This is a genomic window from Streptomyces sp. NPDC003943, assembly GCF_053605265.1.
The window spans coordinates 17,781-37,297 of record NZ_JBSGIW010000022.1 but is presented as its reverse complement, the minus strand read 5'-3'; the positions used below and the strand labels follow the sequence as shown (position 1 = coordinate 37,297).

Genomic DNA, 19,517 nt, shown 5'->3' with positions numbered 1-19,517 from the left:
ACCGTGGCCGTCAACGCCATCGACCAGACGAGGCGCATGCTGTCCCTCGTCACCTATCTCCGCGAGCGTCCCGGCGCGCACGTCGCCGACGTCGCCCGCGCCTTCGGGATCACCGAGGACGAGCTGATCTCGGACCTGGACGTGCTGCCGATGTGCGGCACCAGCTTCCGCGGCGGCGACCTGCTCGACATCGACACCGACGGCGACCGCATCTGGTGGCACAACCCGGACGACGTCGCGGAGCCGCTGCGGCTCGCCGCCGACGAGGCGACCGCGCTGCTCGTCGCGGCGCGCGCGGTGGCGACGCTGCCCGGGCTGCGCGAGGGCGACCGCGAGGCGCTGCTGCGCGCCACCGCCAAGCTGGAGGCGGCGGCCGGCGAGGCGGCCGGGGCCAGCTCGCGGCTCTCGGTCACCTTCGAGTCCGAGGGCGGGGTCTTCGCCGAGGTCGACCGGGCGATCTCGGAGCGCCGCCGGCTGTGGCTGCGCTACTACTCGCCCGCGCGCGACGAGCTCACCGAGCGCGAGGTGGATCCGATCCGGCTGTTCGCCGTCGGCCACACCTACATGGAGGCGTGGTGCCGGCTCTCCGAGGCGCGCCGCACCTTCCGGCTCGACCGGGTCGCCGAGATCCGGATCCTCGACGCGCCGGCCGCGCCGCCGGAGATCGAGCTGCGCGACCTGTCGGAGGGGCTGGTCCAGCCGTCCGCCGAGGACCCGGAGGTCGTGGTGGAGGTCGGGCCCGGCGGCCGCTGGGTCGCCGAGTACTACCCGCACGACGTGGCCGAGGAGCTGCCCGACGGCGGTCTGCGCATCACCCTGCGCACCCCGGCGCCGGCCTCGCTGCGGCGGCTTGCGCTGCGGCTCGGCAGCGACGGGCGGATCGTGGGCCCGGCCGAGCTCGCGGACAGCGCGCGGGAGGCGGCGACCGCGGCGCTCGCCGCGTACGAGGGCTGACCGGCTGCCGACGGCAGAGGGAACCCGCCGGGGGAACCCGCAGAGCGAATCCGTAGAGGGATCTCGTAGAGGGAATCCGCGGGGGAGCAGCAGGGGGAAACGGCAGGGGGGAACGTGACGTTCCGGAAGGTCCGGACGCTGTTCCCAGTGAGACGCACCGGTGGCAGTGGGGAGAGTTGAGGGATATGTCCGTGATGTCCGGTCTTGTGGCGCCAATCGCCCCGGTTCTCTTCAAGGCCGCCTGCCCCGACTGCCGCGCCCGCTTCGAACTCTCCGCGGGCGCCCTGCGGCTCGCCATCGGCGCGAGCCGCCGCACCACCTTCTACTCCTTCACCTGCCCCGAGTGCGGCAGCGCCGTCCGCAAGCCCGCCGGCGAGCGGATCGTCGAACTCCTCACCGGCGGCGGCGTGAACACCCTGCGCCTGCACACCACCGGCTGAGGGACCGCCCGGCGGCCCCTCGGCCGCGCAAGCCTTAGGCTCGACCCATGTTCTGGCCCATGCTCGCCATCGCCCTCGGCTTCCTCGGCATCGCCGTCCTCGGTGTCCTCGGCATCAAGGTCTTCCTGGAGGCCCAGCGGCTCGGCCGTCAAGTGGCCCACACCACAGAGCGCATCCACCAGGCCGCCGAGGACCTTGAGCGCGCCGCCGGTGACCTGGCGCGAACGGGCCGGACGCTGCGCTGACTTCGTTCCTCCCGTGGCGGGCGAGCGGCGCGGGCGTCGCAATCGCCCGTATGCAAGTCCATTGCCGCCCGTTTACTCCTGCGGGTTACGATCGCATGCAGCGCGGTGCCCGGACGCCTGTCCGGACGTCCGGGCACGTACGTTCCATGTCGCCTCGGTGAAGAAGGTAAACAGCTATGGGTAGGCTCGGCCCCACCGAGATCATTCTGATCCTCGTCGTCGTCATCCTGCTGTTCGGCGCGAAGAAGCTGCCGGAGATGGCCCGTTCGCTGGGCAAGTCCGCCCGCATCCTCAAGAGCGAGGCCAAGGCGATGAAGTCGGAGGACCAGCAGAGCGCCCCCGCCGACGCGCAGACCACCGCTCAGGACCAGGCCGCGCCCCGCACCATCCAGGCCGCTCCCGGCGACGTGACCAGCTCGCGTCCCGTGACCGAGCCCACCGACACCACCAAGCGCTGAGCCGGCCCGCCGCAGCCGCCGCACAGCGCGGCGGCTGCCGCACGAGATGAGGACGTGGGTTGCTCAAGTCTGCCCGCAAGCAGGAGAAGGACCCCGAGGGCCGCATGCCCCTCGTGGAACACCTGCGTGAACTCCGCAACCGCCTCGCGAAGGGCCTCCTGGCCATCGCCGCGGTCACCATCGTGGCCCTCGTGTACAGCGAGGAGATCATGACCTTCCTGACCCGGTCGGTGCCCAAGTGCCCGCCGGGCGTCACCAGCGACGGCGGAAACTGCGCGATCGTCTCCTTCAACACGCTCATGGCGCCGTTCAGCACCACGATCCAGGTCTCTCTCACCACGGGCCTCGTCGTGGCGAGCCCCGTCTGGCTGTACCAGCTCTGGGCCTTCGTCGCACCCGGACTGCACAAGCACGAGAAGAGGTACACGTACCTCTTCACCGGCGCCGCGGTCCCGCTCTTCGCGGCCGGCGCCTACATCGCGTACCTCATCCTGCCCGTCAGCGTGAAGGTGCTCATCAGCCTCACGCCCGACGGCTCCGCCAACATCCTCTCGCTCGGTGACGTCCTCGACTTCACCCTGCGCATGGTGCTGGTCTTCGGCCTCGCCTTCGAGCTGCCGCTCGTGCTCGTGATGCTGAACCTCACCGGCGTGCTCAGCGGCCGCCGCATGGCCCGCTGGTGGCGCGGCGTGATCATGGGCGTCTTCATCTTCGGCGCCGTGATCACCCCGACCACGGACCCGGTCGGCATGCTCGCCCTGGCCGGCCCGATCAGCATCCTCTACTTCGGTGCCGTCGGCATCGCGCTGCTCAACGACAAGCGGCGCCGGCGCGGGAACCCCGACGCCGAGCTCGACGACGACGAGGCGTCGCAGCTGGACCTCACGCCCGAGCCCATCGGCCCCACCGAGACCGTGCCCGCCGCCCGGGCGCTGCCCGAGCAGGCGACCGGCGAGCAGGACGGTGCGGGGGCGCAGCGGCTGAACGGCTACGACGACATCACCTGACCGTCATCGCCTGACCGTCGTCCTCTGATCGTCGTCAGCTGATCGTCACCGCGTGATCGCGGGCAGTCCCCCCGGATTCCGTCCGGGGGGACTGCCGTATGCCCGGAATCGAAGCCGCTCGATAAAGATCGCGTCACTGTCAGAGGTGGCGGGTAGGCTCGACAACAAGATGACAGAGGACCTCACACCAGCCGAAGCGTACGCAGCCGCCCGCGCCCGCAACCGCGAGCAGGCCACCGCGCTGGCCCCCTTCCGCGAGATGTACGACTTCGGCCTGGACCCCTTCCAGATCGAGGCGTGCCAGGCCCTCGAAGCGGGCAAGGGCGTGCTCGTCGCCGCTCCCACGGGCTCCGGCAAGACCATCGTCGGCGAGTTCGCCGTCCATCTCGCCCTGCTCCAGGGCCGTAAGTGCTTCTACACCACGCCCATCAAGGCGCTCTCCAACCAGAAGTACGCCGACCTCGTCAAGCGGTACGGCCACGACAAGGTCGGCCTGCTCACCGGCGACAACAGCGTCAACGGCGACGCCCCGGTCATCGTCATGACCACCGAGGTCCTCCGCAACATGCTGTACGCGGGGTCCCAGGCGCTCTCCGGCCTCGGCTACGTGGTCATGGACGAGGTCCACTACCTCTCCGACCGCTTCCGCGGCGCCGTCTGGGAGGAAGTGATCATCCACCTCCCCGAGTCCGTGACGCTGGTGTCGCTCTCCGCGACCGTGTCCAACGCCGAGGAGTTCGGTGACTGGCTGGACACCGTGCGCGGGGACACCGAGGTCATCGTCTCGGAGAGCCGCCCCGTGCCGCTGTGGCAGCACGTCCTGGCCGGCCGCCGGATGTACGACCTCTTCGAGGAGGAGACCGACCACGGCGGCCGCGGCGCCTCCCGCCGCGAGGTCAACCCCGACCTGCTGCGCCTCGCCCGCACCGAGAACTCGCGCACGTACAACCCGCGCGACCGGCGCCGCGGCAAGATGGTCCGCGAAGCCGACCGAGAGCGCGAGCGGCGCCAGCGGTCCCGGATCTGGACGCCGGGCCGGCCCGAGGTCATCGAGCGGCTCGACGCCGAGGGACTCCTGCCCGCCATCACCTTCATCTTCAGCCGGGCCGGCTGCGAGTCCGCCGTCCAGCAGTGCCTCTACGCGGGCCTGCGGCTCAACGACGACGACGCGCGCCGCCGGGTCCGCGAGATCGTCGAGGAGCGCACCGCCGCCATCCCCGACGAGGACCTGCACGTCCTCGGCTACTACGAGTGGCTGGAGGGCCTGGAGCGCGGCATCGCCGCCCACCACGCCGGCATGCTCCCCACCTTCAAGGAGGTCGTCGAGGAGCTCTTCGTCCGCGGCCTCGTCAAGGCGGTCTTCGCCACCGAGACCCTGGCACTCGGCATCAACATGCCGGCCCGTTCCGTGGTCCTGGAGAAGCTCGTCAAGTGGAACGGCGAGCAGCACGCCGACATCACCCCCGGCGAGTACACCCAGCTCACCGGCCGTGCGGGCCGGCGCGGCATCGACGTCGAGGGGCACGCGGTGGTGCTGTGGCAGCGTGCCATGGACCCGGCGCACCTCGCAGGACTCGCCGGCACCCGCACGTACCCGCTGCGCTCCAGCTTCAAGCCCTCGTACAACATGGCGGTCAACCTGGTCGACCAGTTCGGCCGGCACCGCTCGCGCGAGCTCCTGGAGACCTCCTTCGCCCAGTTCCAGGCCGACCGCTCGGTCGTCGGGATCTCCCGGCAGGTGCAGCGCAACGAGGAGGGCCTGGCGGGCTACCGGGAGGGCATGACCTGCCACCTCGGCGACTTCGAGGAGTACGCGCGGCTCCGCCGCGAGCTGAAGGACCGCGAGACGGAGATCGCCCGGCAGGGCGCCGCCCAGCGGCGCGCGCAGGCCGCCGCCTCCCTGGAGCGGCTCAAGCCCGGCGACGTCATCCACGTGCCGACCGGCAAGTTCGCCGGTCTCGCCCTCGTCCTCGACCCGGGCGTCCCGGCCGGGCGGACCAACGGGCACCGCGGCTTCGACCAGTACGACGGACCGCGCCCGCTCGTGCTCACCGCCGAGCGGCAGGTCAAGCGGCTCGCCTCGATCGACTTCCCGGTGCCGGTGGAGCCGCTCGAGCGGATGCGGATCCCCCGGTCCTTCAACGCGAAGTCCCCGCAGTCCCGCCGCGACCTCGCCTCCGCGCTGCGCAGCAAGGCCGGGCACATCAACCCGGAGCGGCACCGCAAGCAGCGTTCGGCCGCCGCCGACGACCGCGAGATCGCCCGGCTGCGCACCGAGATCCGCGCGCATCCCTGCCACGGCTGCGACGAGCGTGAGGACCACGCCCGCTGGGCCGAGCGCTACCACCGGCTGCAGCGGGACACCAAGCAGCTGGAGCGGCGCATCGAGGGCCGGACGAACACCATCGCCCGCACCTTCGACCGGATCGTCGCGCTCCTCACCGAGCTCGACTACCTGCGCGACGACGACGTCACCGACAACGGCAAGCGGCTCGCCCGGCTTTACGGCGAGCTCGACCTGCTGGCGAGCGAATGCCTCCGCGAGGGCGTCTGGGAGGGGCTCAACCCGGCCGAGCTGGCCGCCTGTGTCTCGGCGCTCGTCTACGAGGCCCGGCAGTCGGACGACGCCGTGGCGCCGAAGCTGCCGACCGGCAGGTCCAAGGCGGCGCTCGGCGAGATGGTGCGGATCTGGGGCCGGCTCGACGCACTGGAGGAGGAGTTCAGGCTCCACCAGGCCGAGGGCGTCGGACAGCGCGAGCCCGACCTGGGCTTCGCCTGGGCCGCCTACCAGTGGGCCTCCGACAAGGGGCTCGACGAGGTGCTGCGCGAGGCGGAGATGCCGGCCGGCGACTTCGTCCGCTGGTGCAAGCAGGTCATCGACGTGCTCGGTCAGATCGCGGCGGCCGCGCCGAGGGAGAACAGCACCGTCGCGAAGAACGCGCGCAAGGCGGTGGACTCGCTGCTGAGGGGTGTGGTGGCGTACAGCTCGGTGGGCTGACGGAGAGTCGCCCGAAGGGGCTTTTCCACAGGGGGTTTTCCACAGGTCTGGCGGAGTGTCAGTTCCTTCCGCTTCCATGGTCTTGAGACAGGCCAGGCAACTCCTGCGGAAGGAAGAGAACGTGACCACGCAAGCCGGTCCGTCCGCCGTCGGTGCGGAAAAGCCGACGGCGGACGGACGGAAGACCGTGCCGGGGCCGCGCGGTGTCCCGGTGCTGGGGAACCTGCCGGAGTTCGGCAAGGACCCGCTCGCCTTCTTCGAACGGCTGCGTGAGCGGGGGGACTTCGTCCGCTGGCGGTTCGGGCCCGGCCCCGCGCTGTTCATCGCCCACCCCGAGACCATCGGGGAACTCCTCACCGAGGTCGAGCGGACCTTCGACCAGCCCGACCTCGGCATCGCCGTCCGTACGCTCCTCGGCGACGGCGTCGTGGTCGCCAAGGGCGCGGACTGGCGGCGCAAGCGCTCCCTGGTACAGCCCTCGGTGCGGCCCCGGCAGGTGAAGGCGTACGCGGCGACCATGGCCGAATGCGCGGTCGACTTGGCCGGGCGGTGGGCCGACGGGCAGCGCATCGACGTCAAGCGGGAGATGGCCGCGCTCACCCAACTCATCGCCGTCCGCACCATCTTCGGCGTCGACACGGCGGCCGACGCCGAGTCCATCAGCCGCGCCATGGACGTGGCGCAGCAGGAGATCGGCGCCGAGTTCAGCGGCATCGGCGCGATCCTGCCCGACTGGGTGCCCACGCCCGGGCGGGCCCGTATCAGGCGCGCCGTCGCCGTCATCGACGCCGAGGTCGCCCGGGTCGTCGCCCGCCACCGGGACGGCGACACCGACCGCCCCGACCTGCTCAGCCGGCTGCTCGCCGCGCGGGACGAGACCGGCGCGCACCTCTCCGACCGGGAGATCCGCGACGAGACCGTCACGCTCTACATCGGCGGCCACGAGACCACCAGCTCCACCCTCGTCTGGGCCTGGTACCTGCTCTCGCGCAACCCGCGCGTCGCCGAGGCGCTCGGCGCCGAGCTCGACCGGGTCCTCGGCGACCGCGACCCCGGCTTCGACGACTACGCCGAACTCGCCTACACCCAGGCCGTGGTGAAGGAGACCCTCCGTCTCTACCCCACGATCTGGCTCCTCACCGGCATAGCCAAGGAGGGCGCCACGCTCGGCGGCGCCCCCGTCCGTCCCGGCACCCGTGTCTGGTCCAGCCAGTGGGCCACCCACCGCGACCCGCGCTGGTACCGCGATCCGCTGGAGTTCCGCCCCGAGCGCTGGCTGTCGCCGAAGGGCGGCGGGACGGAGGGCGGGACGGAGGGCGAGAGCGAGGAGATACCGGAGTACGCCTGGTACCCCTTCGGTGGCGGCCCCCGCGTCTGCCTCGGCACCCGCTTCGCCATGGTGGAGGCGGTCCTGATCCTGGCCGTCGTCGCCCGCCGCTTCCGTCTCGACCTCGACGCGGACGAGATACGCCCGGTGCCGGGACTGACGCTGCAGCCGGACCGGGAGGTCCTCGCGACGGTGCGGGTGCGGTAGCGGGCGCGGACCAGCCGGGTCAGATCAGGGCCAGCGCCAGGTCCCGCAGGTCCGCGGCGCGGAGCACCCGGTCGCCGAAGCCCGGCAGCGGCACGTGCAGGGCTTCGGTCCAGCGCGCGGGGATGGCGTCCGGGCCGTGGACCGCGCCGGCGAGCGTGCCGGTGACGGCGGCGACGGTGTCGGTGTCACCGCCCAGGTCGATCGCGGCGGCGAGAGCGGTCCCGTACGAGTCGGTGGTGCGCAGCGCCCAGAGGGCGGAGCCGAGGCAGGGCCAGACGGCGCCGTTGAACTCGGTGGCGTCCTCCGGGTGCCAGTCGGGGGCCAGCACGCCGGCCCAGCGGTCCCGGTGGGCGTCGGCCACCTCGGCGAGGGCGGCGGGCACGGCCGCGAGCGGGTCGTCGCCGAGGAGGGCGACGCGGACCAGCTCGTGGAGCACCGCGGTGCCCTCCCAGGCGGCGCGGTCCCCGTGGGTGAGGGCGGCGATCCGCCGGCCCGCCTCCATGGTGGCGGCGCGGCCGGCGGAGGCGAAGTGCACGGCGGAGGTGGCGGCCCGCATCAGCGAACCGTTGCCCGCCCCGCGCCCGTTGACCTGGAAGTGCAGGGCGGCGGCGGTGTCCCAGGGGTCGCCGCCGAGGAGCACCGCCTCGGTCTGCAGCCCGATGTCCTTCGGCTCTGCCCGCGCCCAGCGGCGGAAGCGGGCGAACAGGTCGGGAAGGTCGAGCCCGCCCCGTTCGAGGAGGGAGTCCGCGACGAGCACTGCCATCTGTGTGTCGTCCGTGGCCTCGCCGGGATCCCAGCCGCCGCCCCCGCACATCTCGCCGACGCCGTCCGGGAAGCGTTCCCGGAACACCCCGGGGAGCCCGAACTCGAAGGGCGCCCCGAGCGCGTCACCGACGGCGGAGCCCAGGACGGCGCCGACGGCCCGGTCCTCGTATCGCATGAGGGGAGGCTACCGCCGGACCGGCTCGGCGGTGCGGGCTCGGCGGAGGGCGCGGAGGGCGAGGAAGAGCAGGAGGGCGACGGGGGACAGGAGGATCGTCAGGACGAGGAGCGGTCCGGTGAGGAAGGGGGAGAGGGCGAGGCGGCGGGACTCGCGGTAGATCCACTGGCCGAGGAGCAGGTCCCAGGCGATGACCTGGGCCCACAGGGCGGCCGCGCCGTTCGGGAGGGCGGTGAGGGTCTGGAAGGCGGGCAGGTCGGGGCGGGTGACCGCGGTCCAGAGCTCGGGGAGCACCGGGGCGGCGAGGAGGAGGTAGACGGCGAGGACCGGGAGGACGGTGAGCGGGGAGGCGGCGACGCGGTCGGTGATGCGCTGGCCGGGAGCCAGGATCATCAGGAGCCAGAACGGCGCCGCGAGGAGGAAGGTCAGGTCGAAGAGGAGGGCCGGGTCGGTCATGCGACGAGCTCCAGGCTGCGCGGGGTGCGCAGTGCCAGGGCCGTGCCCGCGAGGGTCAGGACGGCGATCGTGGCGGCTGCGGTGAGGGTGGTGGCGTCGGGGGAGAGGAGCGGTTGGCCGCGCAGGGCCTGCCAGGTGACGAGTGCGAAGGTCGCGGCGTAGGAGCCGGCGGCGACCAGGACCAGGCGCAGTCGGACGAGGTCGTCGGCGAGGCGGGCGTAGCGCGGGGCGAGTGCGGCGAGCACGAGCAGGACCAGCGGGACGAGTTGCAGCGCGTGCATGCCGAAGAAGTGGGCGATGCGCAGGTCGCCGCCGGTGGTGGACCAGCCGGTCAGCGGCAGGCCGGGGCCGCCGTCGGGCACGCCGACGCTGTGCGCGCCGACGACCGGCGGGTCGGGCTGGGCGAGCTGCTCGGGCGTGGGCCGCACCATCAGGAAGCCGACGGCCGCGCCCGCCAGGGCGATGAGCGAGGAGAGCCGCACGGCCCAGGCGGTGGCGCGGTCCAGGATGCGGGCGCGCAGCAGCAGGACGGCGATGAGGAGCGCGGCCAGCCACAGCACGACGACGGTGAGGCCCATGACCTGGAAGACGGCCGTGTCGAAGGGCGTCGCGTTGTTGAAGTGGCTCCGGGTGCCGCGGATCACCTGGCCGGTGATCAGCACCATCTCGATGACGCTGGCGACGGTGAGCACGGTCCCGGCCCACCAGCCGACCCGCCTGGCCCGGGCGCCGGGCAGCAGGGAGAGCATCCAGGCGAGCGAGAGCCCGTACGCGATGAACGAGAGCGAGAACTTCAGCGGCTTGGCCCAGATCGGGGCGCCGACCAGGACGCGGTCGTCGAGGACGAGCCCGGCCGCGGAGACGAGCGCGAGGCCGGCCATGGAGGCGGCGAACCAGACCAGGGGCCGGTGGAGCGTGCGGAGTTGTGGTGCCGAGAGCTGAGGTGCCGAGGACATGGATCCCCCCGTGGGATGCGTATGCGAAATGGATAGTGGCACTTTCTGCTATCCGATAGCGTCACTATCTATGATGGAGGGGTCGGTCGGCAAGACCGGAGTCCGGCCGGAAAGGTGAACACGCGGTGCGCATCGGAGAGTTGAGTCGTAGGACCGGGGTGTCGGTGCCCACGATCAAGTACTACGTACGGGAAGGACTGCTGCCCGCGGGGCAGTTGACCAGCCCCAACCAGGCCTCGTACGAGGAGACGCACGTACGGCGGCTCCGCCTGATCCGCGCCCTGCTCGACGTCGGCGGGCTCTCCGTGGCCGGCGTCCGCGCCGTCGTCGCCGCCGTCGACGACGAGGAGCGACCGCTGCACAACATCATGGGCGAGGCGGCGGAACGGCTCGTGCCGCGCTACGAGAGCCGGCGGGACAAGGACGCGCCGGGCGACGAGCCCGCCGAGGAAGCGCCGCCGTCCCTGGTCGCCGCCCGGGCGAAGGTCGCCGAGCTGATCGCCCGCCGCGGCTGGCACACCGAACCCGGGGCCCCGCAGTCCGAGGCCCTCGCGTTCGCCCTCGCCGCCCTGGAGGACGTCGGGCACGGCGGTTTCGCCGAGCTCGTCGACGACTACGCCGACGCCGCCGAGCGCGTGGCGCACGCGGACCTCGACTGGGTCGCCCACAACGTCGTCCGCGAGGAGCTCGTCGAGAGCGTGGTCATCGGCACGGTCATGGGCGACGCGGTGTTCTCCGCGATCCGCCGGATGGCGCACGTCGACGCCTCGGACCGGCTGTTCGGCACCGAGCGCTGACCGGAGGACCCCCAGAAAACACTGAGGGCGGGACCCTTCCGGATCCCGCCCCCAGGGCTCGCACTCCGCGCGTCAGCTCTCCTGCTCGCGCTCCACCTGCTCGTTCCACTCGCGCTTGATCGCGCGCCAGGCCTCGTCCGTCTTGCCGAGCCGCCAGTAGCCCGAGATCGACAGCCGCTCGCGCGGCACCTCGCGGTCGATCCGCAGATGCCGGCGCAGCTCCTTCACGAAGCCGGCCTCGCCGTGGACGAAGGCGTGCACGTTCCCGGCCGGGAAGTCGAGCCCGCGCACCGCGTCGATCAGCGCCTCGCCCACCGGACGGGAGCCCCGGTGCAGCCAGGTGACGTCCACGCCGGCCGCGGTCGCGAACTTCTGCTCCTCCGACGCGTCCGCGACCTCCACGAAGGCGTGCACCGCCGCACCCTCAGGCAGCCGCTCCAGGGCGGTCGCGATCGCCGGCAGGGCGCTCTCGTCACCGGCCAGCAGATGCCAGTCGGCGGCCGTGTCCGGGGCGTAGCCGCCGCCGGGGCCGAGGAAGCGGATCGTGTCGCCCGCCTGCGCCCGCGCCGCCCACGGACCGGCCAGGCCCTCGTCGCCGTGGACCACGAAGTCCACCGTCAGCTCGCGCTGCGCCGCGTCCCAGGCCCGTACCGTGTACGTCCGGGTCGTCGGCCACTGCTCGCGCGGGAACTCGGCACGGATGCGCTCCATGTCGAACGGCGCCGGGTACTCCACGCCCTCCGGCGCGAACAGGAGCTTCACGTAGTGGTCGGTGTAGTCGCCGGCCTCGAAGGTGTCGAGCCCCGGGCCGCCGAGCACCAGCCGCACCATGTGCGGGGTGATCTTCTCGGTACGGATCACCTGGGCCTCGTAGGCCCGCGGGGCCTTGCGGGCGGGCTGTGCTGCGGGCTGTTCTGCCACGGCGGTCTCCCCCGTTTTCGGTTGCATGCTTAGGTTTGCCTAAGCTAGCACCTGCGATGAACAGGCGGCAGGCCGCTCCGGACCGGTGCTCAGCGCGCGAGGACCGGCAGCAGCCGCCCGACCGCACCGCCGAGCCCCCACCGCTCCACCAGGCCCGCGAGGGCCTCCGGGTCCCGGGGCGCCGACGGCAGGGCGGCCGAGAACTCCGGCAGCGGCACGTCCCGCGCGACCCGCACCACCGTCGGCGCCACGTCCAGGTACTCCGCCGCCTCCGCGATGCCGCGCCGCTTCGCCGGGGTCAGCTTCGACGTCCGGTCGGCCGCCGCCGCCCGTACCCCCGCCAGGTCCCCGTACTCCGTGATCAGCTGCGCCGCCGTCTTCTCGCCGATGCCCTTCACGCCCGGCAGGCCGTCGCTGGTGTCCCCGCGCAGCGCCGCGAAGTCCGCGTACCGGTCCGCGCGCACTCCGTACTTCGCGAGGATCAGCTCCTCGTCCACCAGATCGCAGTCGCCCACGCCCTTGCGCGGATACAGCACCCGCACCCCTCGCGCGTCGTCCACCAGCTGGAACAGGTCGCGGTCGCCGGTGACGATGTCCACCGGGCCCGGCGCCCGCTCGGTCAGCGTGCCGATCACGTCGTCCGCCTCGAAGCCGGGCGAGCCGACCCGGGCGATTCCGAGCGCGTCGAGCACGTCGACGATCACCGGCACCTGCGGCGACAGCGTGTCCGGGACCTCCTCCACGTCCGGCCCCGACTCCGTCACCTCGGCCACCCGGTGCGCCTTGTACGAGGGGATCAGATCCACCCGCCACTGCGGGCGCCAGTCGTCGTCCCAGCAGGCCACCAGGTCGTCCGGGCGGTGGTCCTGCACCAGCCGGCCGATGAAGTCGAGCAGCCCGCGCACGGCGTTCACCGGCGTCCCGTCCGGCGCCCGGACCGAGTCCGGCACGCCGAAGTACGCGCGGAAGTAGAGGCTGGCGGTGTCGAGGAGCATCAGGCGTCGCGTCACACCCCGATCATGCCGCACCGCACCGACAACACCCCCCACCAGGCGTGACGCCAGTCACCTTCGCGTTTGCACAGAGTCGGCCCGGGCAGGTTCGGGCCCGGAGCGAACCCGGTACCGGATTCAACGAACGAATCCGGTACGTGACGGGCCGCGCGGGCAGATCCCGCCACGCTCCACGGCCCGGCAGCTGCGGGGGTGGCGGGCCGTTTTCGTTGCTACCCGTGAGGTGTATGTGTCCAGGCTCCAGGCCGACCATCTGTACAAGGTGTTCGGCAGACGACCCGACGAAGCAGTCCGCAAACTCGCCGAAGCCGGCGCCGACCGGGACGCCCTGCGCTCCGACGGCACCACGGCGGCCGTCATCGACGCGTCCTTCACCGTCGAGGCAGGCCAGATCTTCGTCGTCATGGGTCTGTCGGGGTCCGGCAAGTCCACCCTCCTGCGCATGCTGAACGGCCTGCTTCCGCCCACCGCCGGCCGCGTCCTCTTCGACGGCCGCGACCTCACCGCGCTCGCCCCGCGGGAGCTGCGCGAGGTCCGTTCCACGAAGATCAGCATGGTCTTCCAGCACTTCGCGCTCTTCCCGCACCGCAGCGTCCTCGAGAACGCCGGCTACGGCCTGGAGGTCCAGGGCGTCCCGCGCGCCGAACGCGAGAAGCGCGCCGCCGAGGCCCTGGAGCTGTGCGGCCTGGCCGGCTGGGAGAAGTCCTGGCCCGACGAGCTGTCCGGCGGCATGCAGCAGCGCGTTGGCCTCGCCCGCGCCCTCGCCACCGACGCCGACGTGCTCCTCATGGACGAGTCCTTCAGCGCGCTCGACCCGCTGATCCGCCGCGACATGCAGGACCAGCTGCTCGTCCTCCAGCAGAAGCTGAAGAAGACCATCGTCTTCATCACCCACGACCTCAACGAGGCCATGCGCCTCGGCGACCGCGTCGCCGTCATGCGCGACGGCCGGATCGTCCAGCTCGGCACGGCCGAGGACATCCTGGTCCGCCCCGCCGACGACTACGTCGCCTCCTTCATCCAGGACGTCGACCGCACCCGGGTGCTCACCGCCGAGTCCGTCATGACCGACGGCACCGTCCTCCCCGAGGACTGCCCGCCCGGCTGCGGCTGCGCGCCGGTCGCCCCCGGGACGCCGCTCGCCGAACTGTGCGCCGTCTCCGCGCGCTCCCTGCACCCCGTGGCCGTCGCCGACACCGACGGCGAGATCCTCGGCGTCGTCGCCCAGGACCGCCTCCTCGGCGTCATGGGCGGCCTCGACGCCGACGTACACCCCGGTACAAAGAGCACCGGTACAAAGAGCACCGGTACAAAGAGCACCGGTACAAAGAGCACCGGCGCAAAGGACCCCGGCGCTGAGAGCCCCGGCGGCAAGATCCCCGCAGCCAAGAGCCGCGCCGACCAGGAGGTGATCGCCCATGCCTAGGATTCCCCTCGGCCAGTGGGTCGACAGCACCGTCGACTGGCTCCAGGCCCAGCTCTCCTGGCTCTTCGACGCGATCAGCGCCGGCGTCACCGGCCTCTACGACGGCATCGACGCCGTCCTGTCCGCGCCCCAGCCGCTGCTCTTCGCCGGCATCCTCGCCGTCGTCGCCTGGTGGCTGCGCGGCATCGGCGCCGGCGTCCTCGCCTTCGCGGCCTTCGCGCTCGTCGACTCGATCGAGCTGTGGGACGACGCCATGTCGACGCTCTCCCTGGTGCTGGTCGCCACCCTCGTCACGCTCGTGATCGCCGTACCGCTCGGCATCTGGGCGGCCCGCTCCAAGACCGTCAGCGCCGTGCTGCGCCCCGTCCTGGACTTCATGCAGACCATGCCGGCGATGGTCTACCTCATCCCCGGCATCATCTTCTTCGGCGTCGGCGTCGTTCCCGGCATCATCGCCACCATCGTCTTCGCCCTGCCGCCCGGCGTGCGCATGACCGAACTCGGCATCCGCCAGGTCGACGGCGAACTCGTCGAGGCCGCCGAGGCGTTCGGTACCACCCCGCGCAGCACCCTGCTGCGGGTCCAGCTGCCGCTCGCCCTGCCGACCATCATGGCCGGCGTCAACCAGGTCATCATGCTCGGCCTCTCCATGGTCGTCATCGCCGGCATGGTCGGCGGCGGCGGTCTCGGCGGCGCCGTCTACCGCGCCATCGGCAACGTCGACATCGGCCTCGGCTTCGAGGCCGGCATCTCCATCGTCATCCTCGCCATGTACCTGGACCGGATGACCGGAGCCCTCGGCCGCCAGGTCTCCCCGCTCGGCCGCCGCGCCGCCGCCAAGGCCCGCGCCGCGCGCGCCGCCAGCGCCGGCGCGAAGATCTGGGGCCACCGCCCGCAGCCCGTCACCGCCCTCGTCGGCGTCGTCGTCCTCGCGCTCGTCGCCGGCGGCATGGGCTTCCTGGGCGGCGGTGCTTCTTCCCCTGCCGCTGCCGGCAGCGGCAACGGCAAGAAGATCACCCTGGGCTACATCCCGTGGGACGAGGGCATCGCCTCCACCTACCTCTGGAAGGAGCTCCTGGAACGCCACGGCTACCAGGTCGACACCAGGCAGCTGGAGGCCGGCGCCCTCTACACCGGGCTCGCCGGCGGCCAGATCGACTTCCAGACCGACGCCTGGCTGCCCGTCACCCACGCCCAGTACTGGGCGAAGTACCGCAACAAGCTCGAAGACCTCGGCTCCTGGTACGGTCCGACCTCCCTGGAACTCAGCGTCCCCTCGTACATGAAGGACGTGGACACCCTCGCCGACCTCAAGGGCAAGGCCGGGCAGTTCGACGGCCGCATCGTCGGCATCGAACCCAGCGCCGGCATGATGGGCATCCTCAAGGACAAGGTCATGAAGGACTACGGCCTGGAGGGCGAGTACAAGGTCGTCGACGGTTCCACGCCGGGCATGCTGGCCGAGCTGAAGCGCGCCTACGACAAGAAGCAGCCCATCGCCGTCACCCTCTGGTCGCCGCACTGGGCCTACTCGACCTACGACCTGAAGAAGCTCAAGGACCCCAAGGGCAGCTGGGGCAAGGGCGACGGCGTCCACACCCTCGCCCGCAAGGGCTTCGCCGCCGAGAACCCCGAGGTCGGGAGCTGGCTGAAGAAGTTCAAGCTCAGCGAGCAGGAGCTCACCGGCCTGGAGGCGGTCATCCAGCAGACCGGCAAGGGCAAGGAGCAGCAGGCCGTCCGCACCTGGCTCGACAGGAACCCGGGCATCGCGGAGCGCCTCGCCCCGCAGTAGATCCGGTTCCGTTGCGGAACGGGGTGGTCGCCGAGGGTGTTCGGCGGCCACCCCTTTTCGCCACGACGCGAAACCCCGGCCCAAAGCTGCGTAAGGTTCAGGTAACCGACCGGTACACCTGAGGCACACGAGGGAGGGGGCCGACATGGACGACAAGGAGTCGCTGCGCGTGGGCGCGGCCGTCAAGAGGCGCCGCCGGGCGCTCCAGCTCACCCTGGCCGTCGTCGCCCAGCGCAGCGGCCTGTCCGTGCCCTTCCTCAGCCAGGTCGAGAACGAGCGCGCCCGCCCCAGCGACCGCTCCCTCCAGCTCGTCGCCGTGGCCCTGGAGACCACCGCCGCCGAACTCCTCGCCGCCGCCGAGGCCGCCCGCACCGTCGACGTCGTCCGGGCGGACGAGGAGCTGTGGGAGATGCCCCCGGGCGTACGGCCCCTGGTCCGCGGCCGGCACCAGCTGCAGGCCCTGGAGTTCACCGGTGAACAGGACGCGGGCCGCGAATTCCTGCACCGCAACGACGAGTTGCTGTACGTCGCCGACGGCGCCGTCGAGGTCGAGGCGGAGGGGCGCGCGTACCGGCTCGACCGCGGCGACAGCCTCTATCTGTCCGGCGGGGTTCGGCACCGCTGGCGCGCCACCGCGGCCGGCACCCGGCTCGTCTTCGTCTCCGTCGCGGACCACATCGAGGCCGCGGAGGGGTGAGCGGCGGGGTGAAAGGCGGGGTGAGCGGCGCAGGCTTGCGGGTTGTTTCGCTGGTGCCCTCGTTGACGGAGGCCGTCGCCGTCTCCGCGCCCGGGGTCCTCGTCGGCGTCACCGACTGGTGCACCCATCCCGCGGACCTCGCGGGGGCGGTACGGATCGGCGGCACCAAGAACCCCGACGTGGCCGCCGTCACCGCCCTCCGGCCCGATCTCGTCATCGCCAACGAGGAGGAGAACCGGGCGGCCGACCTCGACGCGCTGCGGGCCGCCGGGATCCCTGTGCTCGTCACCGAGATCCGCGGGCTCGACCAGGCGTTCACCGAGCTGGAGCGGGTGCTCGCGGCCTGTGGCGTGCGCGGTCGGCCCGGCTGGCTCGACGCCGCCGAGGCAGCCTGGGCGGACGTCCGGCCGTACGACCCGCCGCGCACCGCCGTCGTACCGATCTGGCGCCGCCCCTGGATGGTCCTCGGCCGCGACACCTTCGCGGGCGATCTGCTCGCCCGGCTCGGGGTGCGGAACCTGTACGCGGACCACGCCGAGCGCTATCCGCGGATCGCCCTCGACGAAGTCGCCGCGGCCGCGCCCGACCTCGTCGTGCTGCCCGACGAGCCCTACCGCTTCACCCGCGACGACGGCCCCGAGGCGTTCCCCGGGACCGCCGCGGCGCTCGTCGACGGACGGCACCTCACCTGGTACGGGCCGTCACTGGCCGAGGCCCCCGCGTCACTGGCCCGGGCCCTGCGAGCAGCGCACCGCTGAACAGGCCGCGCAGGGTGTGCGTGCCGGCCACCAGCCAGGCCGCCACGAGGAGCACGTACAGGCCGATCGACAGCCAGCGGAAGACGGCGAGGCCGGTGTGCTGGGCCAGGCCCTCGGCGCCCGTCACGCACGTGCCGACGGGGAACGTGAACGCCCAGAACGTCATCGCGAAACCCATCCCCCGGCGGCGGGCCCGCAGCACGAGCGCCGTGGAGAGCGCCAGCCACAGCAGCGCGAATCCCAGCACCGGGACCCCGTACAGCACCGCGAACACCGCGAAGCCCTGGTCGTACGGGGCCGGCAGCACGCCGTTCGCGGCGTCGGCGAACTTGTTCACGGCCGTCGTCGACTGGCCGAGCGGCCCGAGGACCAGGAACAGGGTGGGTGTGAGGACCAGGGGGAGCGGACCGCCCATGACCAGCCGGCCGAAGACGAGGGGCAGCATGACCAGGACCGCGAGGAGGCTGACGCCGAACAGCGCGTGACAGAGGATCAGCAGCGTCTGCTGCGCCTGGCCCTGTGGAAGATGGGGGAGCAGGAGCGGGCCGGCCGCCGCGGACACCATGGGCGCCACGACCGGGAGCAGCCACACGGGCGACGCCTCGGTGATCCGGTGGCGCGCCACCATCAGATACGGCACGGCCACGGCCGCCGCCAGGCCGATCACCGTGCCCGCCGTGAACAGCACCGTGTCCAGCGCCACCGCCGCCGGCAGCCCGATCCAGTCCCGGCCGACGATCATCGTCCCGCCGCCGACCGCGAGCAGTGCCATCGACAGACACCCGTAGAACGGGGCCACGGCCGGGTCCAGGAGATGGGCGCGGGCCTGGTCGCGGTGGTGCGTCCAGTGCAGGGCGCGGGCGCCGAGCAGCGTGAGGAGAGCGAGGAGGGACAGCGCCCAGACGGCCGCGCAGGCCGTGCGCAGCCCGGGCACGTCCACCGGGAGAGCCGCTCCCGCGTTCGCGACGATGGCGGTGCCCATGATCGAGGCGTACCAGTTGGGGCCGAGGTGGCGGACCCCGGTCCATCGCACGCCGGGGGTGGTGGCGCCGGGGACCGACTGAGGGGGAGCGAGTGTTGCCATGCCGCTACTTTTTCGCGCGATCATGGCCCCCACCAGGGACATTGCCGCTATGAGGTCATAAGCTGACGTTATGAGCAGCGCGCCGACGCCGAGTGACGTCCCCCCAGGTCTCCTGTCCCACCGGGTCCCCGACCTCGGCGCGCTCGAACTGCTCCTCGCCGTCGCCCGGCACGGCAGCCTCGGCCGCGCCGCCCGCGAAGTCGGCATCACCCAGCCCGCGGCGAGCAGCCGCATCCGCTCCATGGAGCGCCAGTTGGGCGTCGCCCTGGTCGACCGCTCGCCCCGGGGCTCGCGGCTCACCGACGCCGGCGCGCTCGTCACCGACTGGGCGCGGCGCATCGTCGAGGCGGCCGAGGCGTTCGACGCGGGCGTCCAGGCACTGCGGGGACGGCGCGACTCGCGGCTGCGGGTCGCCGCCTCCATGACCATCGCCGAGTACCTGCTGCCCGGCTGGCTCATCGCCCTGCGCGCCGAGCGGCCCGGCACGGCGGTCTCCCTCCAGGCCGGCAACTCCGCCGCCGTCGCCGAACGGCTGCTCGCCGGCGACGCCGACCTCGGCTTCGTCGAGGGCCTCGCCGTGCCCGACGGCCTCGACGGCGCCGTCGTCGCCCACGACCGGCTCCTCGTCGTCGCCGCCCCGTCGCACCCCTGGGCGCGGCGCCGCAAGCCGATCGACCCGGCCGAGCTGGCGGCGACGCCGCTGGTCCTGCGGGAACGGGGCTCCGGGACGCGCCAGGTCCTCGACGCGGCGCTGGCGGGGCACGGGGGCCTGCCGGAGCCGCTCCTCGAACTCGCCTCCACCACGGCCGTCAAGGCGGCGGCGGTGAGCGGCGCCGGGCCCGCCGTCCTCAGCGAACTCGCCATCGCGGAGGAACTGGCCTCCCACCGGCTGGTCGCGGTCCCGGTGGCGGGCGTCGTCCTCCGCCGCGACCTCCGCGCGGTCTGGCCGGTGGGCCACCGCCCGACCGGCCCGGCCCGCGACCTGCTGTCCCTGACGAGGGCGCGCCCGACGGGGTGACGCGGCGCCGGTGGGCGAGGGTC

The 19,517-nt window shown here is 72.6% G+C and carries 19 protein-coding genes; 13 read left to right on the top strand and 6 right to left on the bottom strand.

Annotated features, from left to right (window positions below):
- Nucleotides 1–3: 3 nt before the first annotated feature.
- The 7 genes from ACWEV0_RS12350 (at nt 4) to ACWEV0_RS12320 (ending at nt 7,636) form a co-directional block, all read left to right on the top strand.
- Entirely contained in the window at nt 4–954 is a 951-nt protein-coding gene (locus ACWEV0_RS12350) for a helix-turn-helix transcriptional regulator (protein WP_453148878.1), read from the top strand.
- 194 nt (nt 955–1,148) lie between these two features.
- A complete protein-coding gene (locus ACWEV0_RS12345) occupies nt 1,149–1,394 on the top strand; it encodes a CpXC domain-containing protein (RefSeq protein WP_403797072.1) in 246 nt (81 codons plus the stop codon).
- 47 nt (nt 1,395–1,441) lie between these two features.
- Nucleotides 1,442–1,639: a hypothetical protein gene (locus tag ACWEV0_RS12340; protein ID WP_453148876.1), complete on the top strand. Its 198-nt coding sequence runs from the start codon at nt 1,442–1,444 to the stop codon at nt 1,637–1,639.
- A 176-nt stretch (nt 1,640–1,815) separates the two neighbouring features.
- A complete protein-coding gene (gene tatA / locus ACWEV0_RS12335) occupies nt 1,816–2,097 on the top strand; it encodes a Sec-independent protein translocase subunit TatA (protein ID WP_453148874.1) in 282 nt (93 codons plus the stop codon).
- A 104-nt stretch (nt 2,098–2,201) separates the two neighbouring features.
- Complete coding sequence (tatC, locus tag ACWEV0_RS12330; protein WP_453148939.1) at nt 2,202–3,104, top strand: twin-arginine translocase subunit TatC; 903 nt, start codon at nt 2,202–2,204, stop codon at nt 3,102–3,104.
- A 169-nt stretch (nt 3,105–3,273) separates the two neighbouring features.
- Nucleotides 3,274–6,102 (top strand): DEAD/DEAH box helicase, encoded by a 2,829-nt coding sequence (locus ACWEV0_RS12325; RefSeq protein ID WP_453148872.1) that lies wholly within the window; start codon nt 3,274–3,276, stop codon nt 6,100–6,102.
- A gap of 121 nt (nt 6,103–6,223) precedes the next feature.
- Nucleotides 6,224–7,636 carry a cytochrome P450 gene (locus ACWEV0_RS12320; RefSeq protein WP_453148870.1) on the top strand — a complete coding sequence of 471 codons (1,413 nt, stop codon included), beginning with the start codon at nt 6,224–6,226 and terminating at the stop codon, nt 7,634–7,636.
- Between the two features lie 19 nt (nt 7,637–7,655).
- Here ACWEV0_RS12320 and ACWEV0_RS12315 read toward each other — a convergent pair whose 3' ends face one another.
- From ACWEV0_RS12315 to ACWEV0_RS12305, 3 genes are read right to left on the bottom strand one after another with little or no spacing between them, the layout of a single operon-like run.
- Nucleotides 7,656–8,576, bottom strand: a complete 921-nt coding sequence (locus ACWEV0_RS12315; protein WP_453148868.1) for an ADP-ribosylglycohydrolase family protein — start codon at nt 8,574–8,576, stop codon at nt 7,656–7,658.
- Nucleotides 8,577–8,585: 9 nt separating this feature from the next.
- Complete coding sequence (locus ACWEV0_RS12310) at nt 8,586–9,032, bottom strand: ABA4-like family protein (RefSeq protein ID WP_453148866.1); 447 nt, start codon at nt 9,030–9,032, stop codon at nt 8,586–8,588.
- On the bottom strand, nt 9,029–9,913 hold the full coding sequence (locus ACWEV0_RS12305) for a hypothetical protein (RefSeq protein ID WP_453148937.1): 885 nt from the start codon (nt 9,911–9,913) through the stop codon (nt 9,029–9,031). Before ACWEV0_RS12305 ends, ACWEV0_RS12310 begins: the two co-directional genes overlap by 4 nt.
- A 200-nt stretch (nt 9,914–10,113) precedes the next feature.
- On the opposite strand from ACWEV0_RS12305, the gene ACWEV0_RS12300 reads away from it, so the two are divergent.
- On the top strand, nt 10,114–10,785 hold the full coding sequence (locus ACWEV0_RS12300; protein ID WP_453148865.1) for a MerR family transcriptional regulator: 672 nt from the start codon (nt 10,114–10,116) through the stop codon (nt 10,783–10,785).
- A gap of 72 nt (nt 10,786–10,857) precedes the next feature.
- Here the strand turns inward: ACWEV0_RS12300 and ACWEV0_RS12295 are convergent, their stop codons facing one another.
- The gene (locus tag ACWEV0_RS12295) at nt 10,858–11,733 is read right to left on the bottom strand and encodes a siderophore-interacting protein (RefSeq protein ID WP_453148864.1); all 876 of its coding nucleotides are present in this window, start codon (nt 11,731–11,733) and stop codon (nt 10,858–10,860) included.
- A gap of 62 nt (nt 11,734–11,795) precedes the next feature.
- On the bottom strand, nt 11,796–12,701 hold the full coding sequence (locus ACWEV0_RS12290) for a 5'-3' exonuclease (protein WP_453148935.1): 906 nt from the start codon (nt 12,699–12,701) through the stop codon (nt 11,796–11,798).
- Nucleotides 12,702–12,948: 247 nt separating this feature from the next.
- On the opposite strand from ACWEV0_RS12290, the gene ACWEV0_RS12285 reads away from it, so the two are divergent.
- From ACWEV0_RS12285 to ACWEV0_RS12270, 4 genes are all read left to right on the top strand, one after another.
- The gene (locus tag ACWEV0_RS12285) at nt 12,949–14,145 is read left to right on the top strand and encodes a quaternary amine ABC transporter ATP-binding protein (protein WP_453148862.1); all 1,197 of its coding nucleotides are present in this window, start codon (nt 12,949–12,951) and stop codon (nt 14,143–14,145) included.
- A complete protein-coding gene (locus ACWEV0_RS12280; protein ID WP_453148860.1) occupies nt 14,138–15,937 on the top strand; it encodes an ABC transporter permease/substrate binding protein in 1,800 nt (599 codons plus the stop codon). Before ACWEV0_RS12285 ends, ACWEV0_RS12280 begins: the two co-directional genes overlap by 8 nt.
- Nucleotides 15,938–16,082: 145 nt before the next feature.
- Entirely contained in the window at nt 16,083–16,634 is a 552-nt protein-coding gene (locus ACWEV0_RS12275) for a helix-turn-helix domain-containing protein (RefSeq protein WP_451606111.1), read from the top strand.
- Between the two features lie 35 nt (nt 16,635–16,669).
- On the top strand, nt 16,670–17,392 hold the full coding sequence (locus ACWEV0_RS12270; RefSeq protein ID WP_453148933.1) for a helical backbone metal receptor: 723 nt from the start codon (nt 16,670–16,672) through the stop codon (nt 17,390–17,392).
- Here the strand turns inward: ACWEV0_RS12270 and ACWEV0_RS12265 are convergent.
- Nucleotides 17,319–18,476, bottom strand: a complete 1,158-nt coding sequence (locus ACWEV0_RS12265; protein ID WP_453148858.1) for a TDT family transporter — start codon at nt 18,474–18,476, stop codon at nt 17,319–17,321. The two genes, ACWEV0_RS12270 and ACWEV0_RS12265, sit on opposite strands and share 74 nt — an antisense overlap.
- Before the next feature lie 70 nt (nt 18,477–18,546).
- On the opposite strand from ACWEV0_RS12265, the gene ACWEV0_RS12260 reads away from it, so the two are divergent.
- Nucleotides 18,547–19,494, top strand: a complete 948-nt coding sequence (locus ACWEV0_RS12260) for a LysR family transcriptional regulator (RefSeq protein ID WP_453148857.1) — start codon at nt 18,547–18,549, stop codon at nt 19,492–19,494.
- The last annotated feature ends 23 nt before the right edge of the window (nt 19,495–19,517 follow it).